This window comes from Moraxella sp. CTOTU49097 (genome assembly GCF_032064105.1).
In the GTDB taxonomy this organism is placed as follows: Bacteria; Pseudomonadota; Gammaproteobacteria; order Pseudomonadales; family Moraxellaceae; genus Faucicola; species Faucicola osloensis_B.
Map to the genome: position 1 here is coordinate 155,632 of NZ_DAMBOA010000003.1, position 14,117 is coordinate 169,748.

Genomic DNA, 14,117 nt, shown 5'->3' on the forward strand with positions numbered 1-14,117 from the left:
ACCGTCATCGTATTAAAAGTCATCGCACTTATTGATTTGAGCACTTTAGGAAAATCCTCGTATGTTAGGCAAAATGATAGGCAAGGTTATTGGCACCAAAAACGACCGTGAGCTTAAGCGAATGCGTAAGTTGGTCGACAAAATCAACGCCTTAGAACCCAAAATCCAGCCCCTCTCTGACGAAGCATTAAAACAGAAAACTGCGGAATTTAAAACCCAGTTTGAGCAGGGTACTAGCCTAGATACCATTTTACCTGAAGCCTTTGCAGTTTGTCGTGAAGCCTCAAGCCGTGTCCTTGGTATGCGTCACTACGATGTACAGCTCATCGGGGGTATCACCCTGCACGAAGGTAAAATCGCCGAGATGCGCACGGGTGAGGGTAAAACCTTGATGGCAACGCTTGCGATATATCTCAACGCGATTAGCGGTAAAGGCGTGCATGTCGTCACCGTCAATGACTACTTGGCAAGCCGTGATGCCGAACTAAACCGCCCGTTGTTTGACTTTCTGGGTTTGACTGTCGGCGTGATTTACTCACAGCAAGACCCGATGGAAAAATTTGAGGCCTATGCCGCAGATATTACCTACGGTACCAACAATGAATACGGCTTTGACTACCTGCGTGACAATATGGTATTTCGCCTAGATGAGAAAAAACAGCGCGGACTCAACTATTGTATCATCGATGAGATTGACTCGATTTTGATTGATGAAGCGCGTACGCCGCTGATTATCTCGGGTCAAGCCGAAGACTCATCGGCTATGTACAGGCTGATTGACACCATCATCCCGCGCCTTAAACGCTCAGAAACCGAAGAAGGCAACCGCGAAAACCGTGAGCAGGATTTTTGGATTGATGAAAAAAATCGCCAAATCGAAATCAGCGAAAAAGGCTACGAGAAAATCGAAAAATTCTTGGTGGAAAAAGGTGAGCTTGGCGAAAACGAGAGCCTATATAGCCCAACGCGCTTGCCCCTACTAGCCCACGTCCAAGCCGCGATTCGTGCGCACCATTTATTTGTTAAAAACATTCACTATATCGTGCATGAAGGCGAAGTCATCATTGTCGATGAAAACACAGGGCGCACTATGCCCGGTCGCCGCTGGTCAGAAGGGTTGCACCAAGCAGTTGAAGCCAAAGAACAAGTTGAAATCCAAGCCGAAAACCAAACGCTCGCCACCACGACATTCCAAAATTATTTCCGTCTGTATGACAAACTCTCAGGCATGACGGGTACAGCCGATACCGAAGCTGCGGAGTTTAAACAGACTTACGATCTAGATGTGGTGATTATCCCCACCCACAAACCGATTCAGCGTATTGACCTTGATGACCAAATTTTTCTAAGTAAAATGGGCAAATATCAAGGCATCATCCGCGAAATCAAACGCATTCAAGAAAAAAAGGCACCGATTTTGGTGGGGACGGCAACCATTGAAGCCAGTGAAGTGCTTTCAGAGTTACTGACGCAAGAAGGCATTCAGCATAACGTCCTTAATGCCAAACAGCATGAGCGTGAAGCCGATATTATCGCGCAAGCGGGTAGGCCTAATGCGGTCACTATTGCCACCAACATGGCAGGTCGCGGTACCGATATTATCTTGGGGGGTAACTGGCAAGCTGAGCTCGCCAAAATCGACAACGTCACCCCTGAAATGAAACAGCAAGCCCATGCCGAATGGCAAGTGCGAAACCAACAAGTGCTAGAGGCGGGTGGTTTACATATCATCGGTTCTGAGCGTCACGAATCGCGCCGTATTGATAACCAATTGCGCGGTCGTGCGGGTCGTCAAGGTGACCCTGGAGAATCACGGTTTTTCTTGTCGCTTGAAGATGACTTGATGCGGATTTTCGCTGGTGATCGCGTGGTAAATATGATGCGCGCCATGGGGCTAAAAGAAGACGAAGCCATTGAGCACAAAATGGTATCACGCTCGATTGAAAACGCCCAAAGGAAAGTGGAAAACCGCGACTTTGATGCCCGTAAGAGTCTACTCAAATACGATGACGTTGCCAACGAACAACGTAAGGTTATCTATAAACAGCGCGATGAACTGCTTGCCGAAAGTAATCTACAAGCAGCTATCGAAGCGATGCACTACGATGTGTACAATGCCTTGATTGACCAGTTCGTGCCACCCGGTTCGATTGATGACCAATGGGACATTGATGGGCTTGAAGACGAGCTTGAAAGTGAGTTTCGTATTTATATGCCAATCAATGACTGGCTAGATGCCGATCGTCGTTTGGATGAAGAAGGTTTACGCCAAAAAATCATTGAGGCTGCGTTACTCAACTACCGCGCTCGCCGTGAGCAAATGGGCGAGGAAAATGCCGCCCAGCTTGAGCGTCACTTTATGCTATCTAGCCTAGATAAGCATTGGAAAGAACATCTAAACCAAATGGATCAATTGCGTAAAGGTATCCATCTGCGAGGCTATGCGCAAAAAAATCCTGAGCAAGAATATAAATCTGAAGCCTTCTCATTGTTCCAAAGTATGCTCGGTGCTATCAAGTCTGAAACCGTGCAAGATTTAGCGCGTGTGCATATCCCAACGCCAGAAGAAATCGCTGAGCTTGAGCGCCAGCAACGTGAACAAGCCGAGATGATGCGTCTGCATTTTGAGCACCAAGAAATGAATGGCGTGACCGGTGAGCTAAGTGAAGATGAAGACATGATTGCGCGTAATAGCCAGCAACGCACGCGAGCCACGTATTCATTTGGTCTAAGCGGCTCAGCAGCGGCAACCGCGAGTCCAGAGATGGCTGAAAATGGTGACAATCCGTATGCCAACTTAGCGATTAGCCGAAATGCCCCTTGTCCATGTGGCTCTGGTTTAAAATACAAGCAATGCCATGGTAAAATTTAAGGTGACATCATTATCATCTTTAAATTAGCCGCATCATGGCTTCAGCAATTTTTACAATATAGGCTATCAAGTACGTTGTCGGATTGAGCGATTTATTGATAGTAGAGGAATACCCATGCAAAATACACTAGCAAAAATCACCATGCTGAGTTTAGTATCGGCGCTTACGTTGACAGCTTGTGATAAAAAGACGGACAGCACAGACAACGCGACGGCAGCATCAGCGGCAGAATCACAAGCCGTACCAATGTCAGCTGCGCCTGCCGATGAAAAAAATAGCGCCGCTGTGACCGAAGCCAATGCCACCGTAGATGCCGGTCCTGATGCTACCAGCGCCAGTGGCACAGCGACCACTGTTGATGCGATGCCAGCGAGTAGTACCGAGGCAGACGCTACAGATGACGGCGGCGCGGATAATTCAGCCATGGATAAGATTACGGAAAATGATACCGTGATTGATAATGCGCCTGCCTCGCCCAACGCACCAAAAGCCAGCGATGATGCAGCGCCTGCCGTCGGTAACCAAAAGGTTGGTCAATAACGACTAAACCCACAAAAAAAGCTGATACCCATCAGCTTTTTTTAACACTTCATCTAAACGCTGTTCAAACTAAATGCTGTTCAAATAATTATCAAAACGCACGATATCATTTGATAGGCTTAGCTTAGGCGATTGGTCCGCAAGAAAAGGCGCTGATTTAGGTCGTTTGACTACCACCATACCCTGTGGGGTTATTTGTGCCAACGCCGCCGACAATAATTGTTGGGCTTGTGCAATCGACGGTGGGGTCGTCACAGTATGCAACATTTGCATATGTTTATTCACCGCTGATTTGTAGCTATCAGCAGGAAACATCGGATCTAGATAGACACGGTCGGCTTTAGGCAACTTAGCCAGCAATTCTATGGCATCGCCATGATAAATCGTTAATCGACTCATCAATTTTTGCCAGTTGCGATGCTGCGCCATTTTTTGCTGTTCCAGTTGCAGTAGCAAAAACATAAGTGGCTGCTGTTCAAGCAACGTCACACTGGCACCGGTACTTGCCAAGATTAGGCTATCATGCCCAAATCCTGCGGTGGCATCAATGACAGTCATGTTAGCTTGTAGCTGCATGGCTTTGAGTAGCAGCTCAGTTTTTTTGCCCGCTTTGACCACCCGCTGTTGTAGGCTTTGCCAATTGGGGCTGACTTTCATGCCCGCTGCGATGACAAAAACATCGCCTACCTCATCAATCAGCACACTGTTATCATCGACTGATTTCAGCCATTTTTGAGTTACTTTGCTAGTAATCTTTTGTGGTTGTAAATTGACGGATAAAGGGGCGAGTATGGTTTCGACGTTTGCCAAACGCTGCTCGCTTGGCAAAGTGTCAACATAATACAGTTGGATTGATTGATGAGATAGCATGGCGAGTTAAATATAGCCCAGCATACCAGCAATGAGTACCAGTACGCCTACCACGATGCGCCACCACGCAAAAATCGTAAAATCACGGGTACTAACCCAGTTAACCAACCATTTGATGAAAATCATGGCAAAAATAAATGAGACCACCACACCCACTGCCATGATGGTCCAGTCTTCAGTGCTGGTTAAAATATGATGGTTTTTGGTCAGGTCTAATAGCCCAGCACCTACTAATACAGGAATACCTAAGAAGAAAGAATACTCCGCAGACGCCTTACGTGATACCCCCAAAAATAGGGAACCGATAATGGTAGAGCCTGAGCGAGAAGTACCAGGAATCAAGGCAAGACATTGAATCAAACCAATGATAATCGCCGTTTTAATATCAATATCTTCCGCTTCGGCATATTTGACCGTATGTTTGTGTTGTTGGCGCTCTGCCCAAAAGATAATCAAACCACCGACAATCAATGAGATTGCCACCACGGTTGGGTTAAACAACGCCGCTTTTAACGCTTTATCAAACATCAAACCTATCAGCATAATCGGAATGGTGGAAATAATCAGCGAGATGCCCAATTGACGCGGGTTGTTACGCTCAGGGTCTTTACCCGTAATCAGTCCCATCAAGGCACGCCATAGCCTTCCCCAGTACAAATAAATTACCGCTGAAATCGCACCCAGCTGAATGACGACGATAAACAAGTCGGCTTTGTCTTTGGTCCAAAAATTTAACAGGGAATCGGCAAGAATTAAATGCCCGGTACTTGAAATCGGTAAAAATTCGGTAATGCCCTCAACCATGCCCATGATGATGGCTTTAAAAATCAAAATAAGATCCATAACGTATCCAACAATGTTAGTGATTAACAGTCAAAGCTAACAATTTTTGCGCTTATAACAAGATAAAGAGTAGCGAGTCAAACTTAACACAATCTGAGTAATCAGCCGATAAATTAAGTCTTTTGTTGTTCGGCTAGGGTTTTCCACGCGTTATTTCTTAAATAAACCGGCAACGCCAGCTCAGCAGGGACGGATTGCTGCTGCTGATACAAGGCTAGCCCAAGTTTGGCAATGATAACCGCTGAGGGGAGAATATCGGCAAAGATAGCTTGACCTAGCTGCGCATTGACCAAGGTTGCGCCATTGCCTACTAAGGCTAAGTCTTTGTCTATCACACTGTCATAATCAAGCAAATGCTCAGTAGCGCCTGCCACAAGCTGCATGATACCATCGCTCATGGCGTATTCACCGGCGTATACTTGGTTCATGCGCGCATCTGTCAGCACCAATACGTGGGGGCGTTGGTGTCGTTCAAATGCCGTTTGGGCGATAGCTTGCAGGCTTGATACAGGCAAACATGGCACATCATGGGCAAAGGCGATGGCTTGCGCTACCGCCGTATTAATGCGTATGCCACTAAAAGCCCCGGGACCTCGATTAAAAGCAATCGCAGTCAGTTGTGACCAATCAATCGATGATGCTGTCATCAGCGCTTGTATCATCGGCAAAATTTGCTGGGTTTGCAGACGATTTCCCGTAAGCGTCTGTTCAGCGACGACATTACCCGCTAAATCCATGAATGCCACTGAGCATTGGTCAAACACACTTTCAAGTGCCAAAATCATAACAAATTGCCTTTACCGTTTGCAGTAATCATGCGCTTACAACGCACAAATTTTGCCTAAAAAATTGCTTGGTATGATACCACTAAAAACAAATTTGAGCATAATTTAGTTAACAGGGATTTAGGCAAAAATACCCTCGATCCCGTCAATAAAGTGCTATAATCCTTACTATTTTTAGGGATTTAAAGCCAACGTATTGAAGTTGATAGCTAACGGTTAACAATGGTTTGCAAAGCCATTCAAAAGTCACTTTGCTGCACAATTTTATAGCGTGTGTGATAGCATTTTTTATTAGTAGTTTAAGTTTTATTTGTCGGTTAAATGGGTAGATAGGTTATGAGCGGTAAAATAATTTTTGATAATGGCAAGCATCAGTGCATTATGTTTAGTGATTTGGTAAAAGGTGACGGTATTCAGTCCAATCAATTTTTAATTTTGCACGCAGATGAGGAAACTGTCGGCGCGGTTATTGACCCAGGTGGGGACTTGACCTATACGCCGCTAACCCTAGCACTGCTCAAACATACTGATATAAGGCATATTCGCTATGTGATTGGCTCACACCAAGACCCCGATATCATTGCGTCATTGCCGCGTTGGCTACTGCATACCCAAGCCAATATCGTCATCTCAAGATTGTGGGAGCGTTTTTTACCGCATCTTAACTCCGCGTTTACCACTGACCGTCTGCAAGAAGGGTATCTTAAGCGCTTGATTGCGCTGCCGGATGAAGGCGCGGTGTTACCTTTGGGAAAAACCCAGTTATTTGCTTTGCCTGCGCACTTTCTGCATTCAGAAGGTAATTTTCAGTTTTATGACCCTATCAGCAAAATTTTATTTTCAGGCGATATGGGCGCTTCGTTGTTGGGTGATGCGAATGTGCCAGTGGAAGATTTTGATTCCCATATTCCGACCATGCGAGGATTTCATCAGCGCTACATGGTCAGTAATAAAGTCACCCGCTTTTGGGCAGATGCGGTTCGGCAGTTAGATGTCGAGATGATTGTGCCGCAGCATGGCAAATCTTTTGTTGGCAAAGCCATGATTAATCGCTTTTTGGATTGGATAGGCAATTTGCCTTGTGGGGTTGATTTGCTCACACAAGACGATTATGACTATGCAGGGCTAATCAATAGTGTTAAAGTTGACTGATTTGTTGTTTTAGTCGATGATGTCCTATACTGTCACCCCTGTTTTTGAACAATTTGCCAACTCATACGATGCCGCCACACCGATTCAATCGCAGGTGGCAGAGCACTTGGCGCAGCTCATTGCGCGTTACCATACCGGCGTAACCGATATGTGCGTGGTTGATGTGGGCTGTGGCACAGGAAAATTGACTCAAGCGGTGATGTCAAAGTTTTTACAAAACGCAGCGCTAGCTTCCGCTCAGTTATATGGTGTCGATACTGCTGCCAGTATGCTTGCAATATGGCAACAGCGAGTCGCGCATCTTTTGTCGATGCCGCTGTCATCTACCCCAGTCTCGTCGCTACCAAATTCCCCAATGACACTGCACAGCCAAGCGCTTTGCGCCAATATGGCAGATATGGCATTGGCAAATCAATCTGCCGATTTGGTGATGAGTAGTTTTGCCCTTCATTGGACATCGCCAAGCGTTATCGCAGAGCTTGGGCGCATCGTCAAAACCAAAGGTCAGCTGCATTTGGCGATTCCGGTGGCAGGCTCTTTTCATCAAGTCCGTCAGCGCTTTCCCAAGTTGCCTGTTTTTGATTTTTTACCCAGTCACGCTTGGCTAGCGGCGATAGAGACCTTGCGGCAACAGCGTCAAGGCACGCTAATGTATCAAACCGAGCAATCGTTTGCTTTTTTTTATGACAATTTAAAAATTCTGTTAAAAAATCTCAAGCAAATGGGCGGCGCCGTCTCTGGCAAAGACAGCATCGATACGGCGACATTTAGACGCTATCTGCAAGACCAATCACCGATTGGGCTGGATTACCAACTGCTGATGATTGGCTTGCAGCTGTAAGGGTAACAAATTTATCGACGATTTGGCTAACATTTAGCGCTACACTAACTTCAACCTTCTATTCCTTTTTGATTAGTTTAATTAAACATGCTATGACTACACACACTCTGTCTTTTAAAGATAAGCTTCAAGCCTATATTCACCTGACCCGCTTTGATAAGCCTGTGGGCATTGAACTTGTGTTTTGGTCGACTTTATGGGCGGTGTTTTTAGCGGCGAAAGGGTTTGAACAACTCCCTCCTTGGCATGTGGTGGCAATCTTTGCAGTGGGTGCGGTGTTGATGCGAGCGGCAGGCTGTGCCATCAATGACTTTGCTGACAGAAAAGTCGATGGCCATGTGTCGCGAACCAAAGGTAGACCGCTGGCGGATGGTCGCTTGACGGGTAAAGAAGCGGTTTGGACGTTTTTAATTTTATCTTGGGTGAGTGCAGCGCTATTAGTATTTTTGCCCATACAGGTTTTTATTTGGTCATTTGGTGCGGTGGCGCTGGCGTTTATCTATCCGTTTATGAAACGCTTTACCCATTTGCCGCAAGTGTTTTTGGCGGCGGCTTTCGGCTGGGCGATTCCGATGGCGTATGTTGCGGTATCGCAAGTATTAACGGGGCAGACCGAGGTTGATATTTGGTGTTGGCTGCTGTTTTTCGGCTATATGGGCTGGACGGTGGCGTATGATACCCAATATGCGATGGCAGATCGTGAGGATGATTTAAAAATTGGGGTCAAATCCACCGCGATTTTATTTGGTAAACACGATGTGTTGATAATTAGCCTACTTCAAGGGGTGTTTTTGCTCAGTTTGGCGGGCGTGTTTTGGCATTATTTTGGCGCGCTTTCAGTATTGGCGCTGCTACCTATCGTTGCCATGTTTTATCGACAAAATAAACAATGTCTCACTTACGATCGCAAGCTTTGCTTTAATGCGTTTTTAGATAACGTGTGGGTAGGGCGCTATGTATTTTTGCTAATCGTGATATTGAGTGTATGGGCACTTCGAGGATAAACTCTGATACAGATAAAAAACGCCTAAATTTGATTGTAGGCGTTTTTTTTGACTATCGCCATAATTTGACTATAACCATAACTTGATAGGCAGATTGAGTCCAAGGCGGTTGGTGAGTTGGTTATTTTTCAGCGAAACAATCCGCTCAGCAAATAACCCCACCACCATAGGCAGCAGTTGGTGTTCCATCGCATGAACGCGCTGCTGTAATTGGTCAGCATTCTCAGCCGCGTTGACGCAGGTCACCGCTTGGGCGATGACTTCCCCTGCATCGAGTTCGCTCGTTACCAAATGTACACTGCAACCATGATAGCGCTCGCCAGATTGTAGCACGCGGGTATGGGTATCTAAGCCTTTATAGTTGGGTAGCAGTGACGGGTGCAAATTTATCATCGGCACGTTTAGTTCAGTGCTGCTGGTGACACCATCAATAAACAGCGGCGTTAAAATCCGCATAAATCCTGCCAACACCACCAAATCAGGTTGCCACGCGCGCAATTCTTGCAGTGCCCGTTGTTCAAAACCGACACGGGTATATTTTTTGCCATTATCGTCACGCTCAATCACTGCGGTTGCAATATTGGCTTGCTGCTCATTGGCAAGGCGAATGCGCTCAAGCGCGTAGGCATCGGCTTTATTACTAATCACGCCCACGATTTGAATGTTCAATAGTTGCTGTAGCTGCTTATCAATTAATACTTGCAGGTTACTGCCACTGCCAGAGACGAGGACGGCAATTTTTAACGGGGTAGGGTTTGTCATGTTCAACTTCATAATGATAGTAAAGCAATAGGTTGGAAAAAGTAAGGTGCGTAAAAACGCACCTTTTAAATTAACTAAAGGGTAAATTGGCTCAATGGTAAATTAGCTTAAGGGAAAAATAGCCCAATAGTAAAGTAACCGATTGAGTCGCTGATAAAATTAGCGATAGGTTACCGCATCGCCCTGTCTTTCAACGATTTCACCCAATTTCCATGCAGTTTCGCCTTGCTCATTGAGTAAGTCAATGGCTTGGTCTGCTTTATCTGCCGGCACCACGACGACAAAACCCACGCCGCAGTTAAAGGTGCGGTACATTTCCATCTGCTCGATATGCCCTTTTTGCTGAAGCCATTGAAACACAGGCGGGAATGTCCAAGAATTCACATCAATTTGCGCCGCCAAATGGTCGGGCAATACGCGTGGTAGGTTCTCCGTCAAGCCGCCACCGGTGATATGTGCCATCGCATGCAAGCTTGCGTTGCCCAAGGTTTTTTGCAGTTGCCCAATGGCTTTGACATAGATTTTTGTCGGTGCCATCAGCACGTCTTTTAATGCTTTGCCGTCTAATTGTTCAGTGGCAACATCGGCACCACTGACTTCAATCACTTTACGCACCAGTGAGTAACCATTTGAATGCACGCCGCTAGAGGCGATACCGATTAACACATCACTGTTGGCAACGTTTTTACCCGTAATCACTTCCGACTCTTCGACGACGCCGACACAAAAACCTGCCAAATCATAGTCGTCATCTTGGTACATACCCGGCATTTCAGCCGTCTCGCCACCGATGAGCGCACAATTTGCCAATTTACAGCCGTCACCGATACCGGTGATAACCGTTGCTGCGGTATCGACATCCAGTTTTCCTGTGGCGTAATAATCCAAGAAAAATAACGGCTCGGCGCCACAGACTAGCAGGTCATTGACACACATCGCGACCAAGTCTTGACCAATGGTGTCGTGCTGCTGCAGTTGTAAAGCCAGTTTGAGTTTGGTACCGACACCATCAGTCCCTGAAACCAATAAAGGGGATTTATAGCCTTGCGGAATACGGCACAAGGCGCCAAATCCACCCAAACCACCGACTACTTCAGAGCGGCTAGTTGCTTTGGCAACTGATTTAATGCGCTGAACTAACGCTTCGCCAGCATCGATATCGACGCCAGCATCTTTATAACTTAACGAAGTGGGTTGTGTAGTCATGGTCTTCCTATCGCCAGAATCATTGGGAAAAGTAATACGCGCATTATACCCAAATTCCCATCAAAAAGAAAAATAATCCATCGCTTTGCTACCTGGCAATATTAGGCTGTTTATCATTGATGACGCCTTCTAGCCCCACAAATGTGATAGGGCTTTATAACATAGCTTCGAATATTTGTATGAGTTGTGCAGTTTGCGCTATCTATTTTTGTCAAATTACCTAAAATTAGTCGAAAATACAACGATGGCAGTGACCGTCTTTTATTTAACTTTACCCTTATATTTTTGGCGTATTTGGCTTTTTTGAGGAACCTATGTACAACCCATCCCCTTATCGATTTACGAAAGATGTATTTTTCAAACGGGTATTTATATCGCTATTTTTGGTTGCAATAGGCTATATCATTTATCAATTACAATCGGTAATTTTGCCATTTTTGGTAGCATTTATTTTATCGTATGCGATTAATCCGTTGGTGCAAAAATTACAGGACAAGGCACACATTCGCCGCTGGGTGGCAATTTTGCTGGTATATTTGTCCACTGCGCTAATGATTGGATTGATACTTTGGTGGCTTATTCCACTGGTTTGGGAGCAGTTACAATCGGCATGGAAGTATGTACCGACAGCAATTGACTATTATAACAATACGTTTCGAAGCTGGGTGCGTTCTCACACCCCCATACGCTTGCCTGCCATGCAAGTACGAGATATGTCAAAAGGCTTGGTCGATTTTCTCAAAGAAAACTACAATATCACCGATGCGCGCTCATTTTTTACCAATTTAATGTTATCAGGCATGAATGTAATCAACGTGGCGGGCATTGTGGTGCTCGTGCCGATTTTAATGTTTTATTTTTTATATAATTGGGATGAGCGCTTGGTAAAAATGCGTCATATGATTCCCAACCGTTATATTCCATCTGTTTATCGTATCGCTAAAGAAAGTGATGAAGCGTTGATGTCATTTATCAAAGGTCAGCTACTGGTGATGGTGCTGCTGGGTATGGTGTATGCGGTACAATTGCAACTCATTGGACTTAAAGTCGGTCTTATCATCGGTATGATAGCGGGTATCGCAAGTTTTGTGCCGTATCTTGGCTTTACTCTTGGCTTTATCGCGGCGATTATTGCAGGGCTGTTTCAATTTGGCGTGGACTGGGTGCATTTACTGCTAATTGTCGGTGCCTTCATGGTAGGGCAGGCGGTGGAAGGTTATGTTTTGCAGCCGTTATTGTTGGGGGATAAAATTGGTTTATCACCATTATGGGTGATGTTTGCGGTACTTGCCGGGGCGGCACTGGCAGGCATTGCAGGTATGCTGATTGCTTTGCCGCTCGCCGCTGTACTCAATGTGCTATTCCAACATGCGTATGACAGTTACCGTGAAACTGAGTTTTACAAAGGCGATGCCCAATATAGTCTATTTAAAGAAAAAAATCTGATGGATATCAAGCTTGAGCAGCAACAAAAACAAATCGAGGAGCAAGTAAAAAAAGAAAATACCAGTTGGATGACGCGGATAAAAAATATCTTCTAAAACAGCAAGCTGTCATTCAAGTGACTACAAGCGCGTAATTTTGCCGTATAATAGCCGACTATGTGATAGGCGTTTTCTATCTGATAGGCGGTTATAGATACGCTCAATCAAGCATTTATTGTGAGGGGGTTGGCCTGCCTTACGTTAAATGCTTTTTTTATTTGCAATTTTTCCAATAAATGACGCGTCGTTGATAGCCGATAGCGTCCTCATATTTTTATTTATTGGTTTATCATCAGTTAGGTATCTTATGCAATCAAACAATTCTGTAAGCCCAGTAGCAGCCATATCTGCTGTTGAGTTAAATCCCCAATTATCAGCCCAACTATTAGAGAGTGACATAGACTCAGATAGTGACATAGATGGGCTTGATGATAATGATTGGGATGATGATGCGTCAAACAATGAAGCTTTAGACAATGAAGCGTTAAACGAAGCATTAAACAATGAGGCGCAGCAAACATTGGGCGATGCCAAAGGGGACAGCCAAGGCGATGACATCAAATCCACGCGTTTTCGCAAGCTACAAAAAAAATTGCGTAAGCTGGTCTCTTGGGCGATTCGCGACTACAACATGATTGAAGACGGTGATGTGGTCATGGTGTGTATTTCAGGCGGTAAAGACAGTTTTACCTTACTGGATATTTTATTGTTCTTAAAGAAAATAGCACCGATTCAGTTTGATGTGATTGCCGTCAATCTTGACCAAAAGCAACCTGACTATCCTGAAGATATTTTGCCCAACTATCTGACCGAGCATGGCATTCCGTATTATATTCTAGAAAAAGACACCTATAGCGTGGTCAAGCAAATCGTACCAGAAGGTAAAACTTACTGTTCTGCGTGTTCACGTCTGCGCCGTGGTTCGTTATATGGATTTGCCAAACAAATCGGTGCAACCAAAGTGGCACTGGGTCATCACCGTGATGATATCATGGCAACGTTTTTCTTAAATTTATTTCACGGCGGTAGTCTCAAAGCGATGCCACCAAAACTGCTATCGGATGATGGGCAAAATATTTTGATTCGTCCGCTTGCGTATGTGGAAGAAAAAGACATTATCAAATATGCCAATTACAAGCAGTTTCCGATTATTCCTTGTAACCTGTGCGGCAGTCAAGAAAACCTACAACGGGCGATGATTAATGACATGCTGCGCGCATGGGACCAACAATACCCGAATCGCTTGGATTCGATATTTGGCGCGATGCAAAATGTCGCACCGTCACAGCTCGCTGACCGTGAGTTGTTTGACTTCGAAAATTTGCAGTTAAGGCGTGATGAGCATATCCGTGTATTTGAAGGGGAAAACATCCAAGCTGGGCAGATTGATGAGCAGCTTCAGCAAAAAGGGGTGCCAACCGCACCTGATGTGCAAACCTTTGACCCCACCCAGTTTCAGAAAAACAAAGGGTCTCAGAAAAACAAAGCGCCTCAAAAACCCGAAGTGCCTCGAAAATCCAACGCCAGCCAAAACGCTGAGAGCCAAAAAATACCGACAATCAATCCTGTGATTTGATAACCAAGCCGATCAAGCACACGGCTATTTTGGTTGCTGTAATGGTTTAAGCTATTGAGGTGATAAGCGGTTGATTTAATAAGCTACTGGTTTAATAAAAAAGTTCGGTTAAATACACCCGAACTTCTTTTTTAGTTTTAACCTTTAAATTATTGTCATCACGCCGCGGGTCATATCGCTA

12 protein-coding genes are annotated in these 14,117 nt (G+C 45.2%); 7 read left to right on the top strand and 5 right to left on the bottom strand.

What is annotated here, in order from left to right; genetic code table 11:
- The first annotated feature begins 61 nt into the window (after positions 1-61).
- Positions 62-2,872, top strand: a complete 2,811-nt coding sequence (gene secA, locus RT064_RS03495; RefSeq protein WP_313061480.1) for a preprotein translocase subunit SecA — start codon at positions 62-64, stop codon at positions 2,870-2,872.
- A 115-nt stretch (positions 2,873-2,987) separates the two neighbouring features.
- Positions 2,988-3,413, top strand: coding sequence for a hypothetical protein (locus RT064_RS03500; RefSeq protein ID WP_313061482.1), 426 nt, complete (start codon positions 2,988-2,990; stop codon positions 3,411-3,413).
- Positions 3,414-3,482: 69 nt separating this feature from the next.
- Here RT064_RS03500 and RT064_RS03505 read toward each other — a convergent pair whose 3' ends face one another.
- The 3 genes from RT064_RS03505 to tsaB all read right to left on the bottom strand — a co-directional run bounded on the left by RT064_RS03505 (position 3,483) and on the right by tsaB (position 5,911).
- Entirely contained in the window at positions 3,483-4,283 is an 801-nt protein-coding gene (locus RT064_RS03505) for a class I SAM-dependent methyltransferase (protein ID WP_313061485.1), read from the bottom strand.
- Between the two features lie 6 nt (positions 4,284-4,289).
- On the bottom strand, positions 4,290-5,126 hold the full coding sequence (locus RT064_RS03510) for an undecaprenyl-diphosphate phosphatase (RefSeq protein WP_313061489.1): 837 nt from the start codon (positions 5,124-5,126) through the stop codon (positions 4,290-4,292).
- 113 nt (positions 5,127-5,239) lie between these two features.
- Positions 5,240-5,911 carry a tRNA (adenosine(37)-N6)-threonylcarbamoyltransferase complex dimerization subunit type 1 TsaB gene (gene tsaB / locus RT064_RS03515; RefSeq protein ID WP_313061492.1) on the bottom strand — a complete coding sequence of 224 codons (672 nt, stop codon included), beginning with the start codon at positions 5,909-5,911 and terminating at the stop codon, positions 5,240-5,242.
- Positions 5,912-6,247: 336 nt separating this feature from the next.
- On the opposite strand from tsaB, the gene RT064_RS03520 reads away from it, so the two are divergent.
- From RT064_RS03520 to ubiA, 3 genes are all read left to right on the top strand, one after another.
- A complete protein-coding gene (locus RT064_RS03520; RefSeq protein ID WP_313061495.1) occupies positions 6,248-7,063 on the top strand; it encodes an oxygen-binding di-iron domain-containing protein in 816 nt (271 codons plus the stop codon).
- Positions 7,064-7,079: 16 nt separating this feature from the next.
- Positions 7,080-7,904: a methyltransferase domain-containing protein gene (locus RT064_RS03525; RefSeq protein WP_313061497.1), complete on the top strand. Its 825-nt coding sequence runs from the start codon at positions 7,080-7,082 to the stop codon at positions 7,902-7,904.
- Between the two features lie 92 nt (positions 7,905-7,996).
- Entirely contained in the window at positions 7,997-8,908 is a 912-nt protein-coding gene (ubiA, locus tag RT064_RS03530; RefSeq protein WP_313061499.1) for a 4-hydroxybenzoate octaprenyltransferase, read from the top strand.
- A 69-nt stretch (positions 8,909-8,977) separates the two neighbouring features.
- Here the strand turns inward: ubiA and purN are convergent, their stop codons facing one another.
- Both purN and purM read right to left on the bottom strand, forming a co-directional pair.
- Positions 8,978-9,670, bottom strand: a complete 693-nt coding sequence (gene purN / locus RT064_RS03535; protein WP_313061503.1) for a phosphoribosylglycinamide formyltransferase — start codon at positions 9,668-9,670, stop codon at positions 8,978-8,980.
- A gap of 159 nt (positions 9,671-9,829) precedes the next feature.
- Positions 9,830-10,876, bottom strand: coding sequence for a phosphoribosylformylglycinamidine cyclo-ligase (purM, locus tag RT064_RS03540; RefSeq protein WP_099834354.1), 1,047 nt, complete (start codon positions 10,874-10,876; stop codon positions 9,830-9,832).
- 314 nt (positions 10,877-11,190) lie between these two features.
- On the opposite strand from purM, the gene RT064_RS03545 reads away from it, so the two are divergent.
- Entirely contained in the window at positions 11,191-12,417 is a 1,227-nt protein-coding gene (locus RT064_RS03545; protein ID WP_313061505.1) for an AI-2E family transporter, read from the top strand.
- 463 nt (positions 12,418-12,880) lie between these two features.
- Entirely contained in the window at positions 12,881-13,936 is a 1,056-nt protein-coding gene (gene ttcA, locus RT064_RS03550) for a tRNA 2-thiocytidine(32) synthetase TtcA (protein WP_313061583.1), read from the top strand.
- The last annotated feature ends 181 nt before the right edge of the window (positions 13,937-14,117 follow it).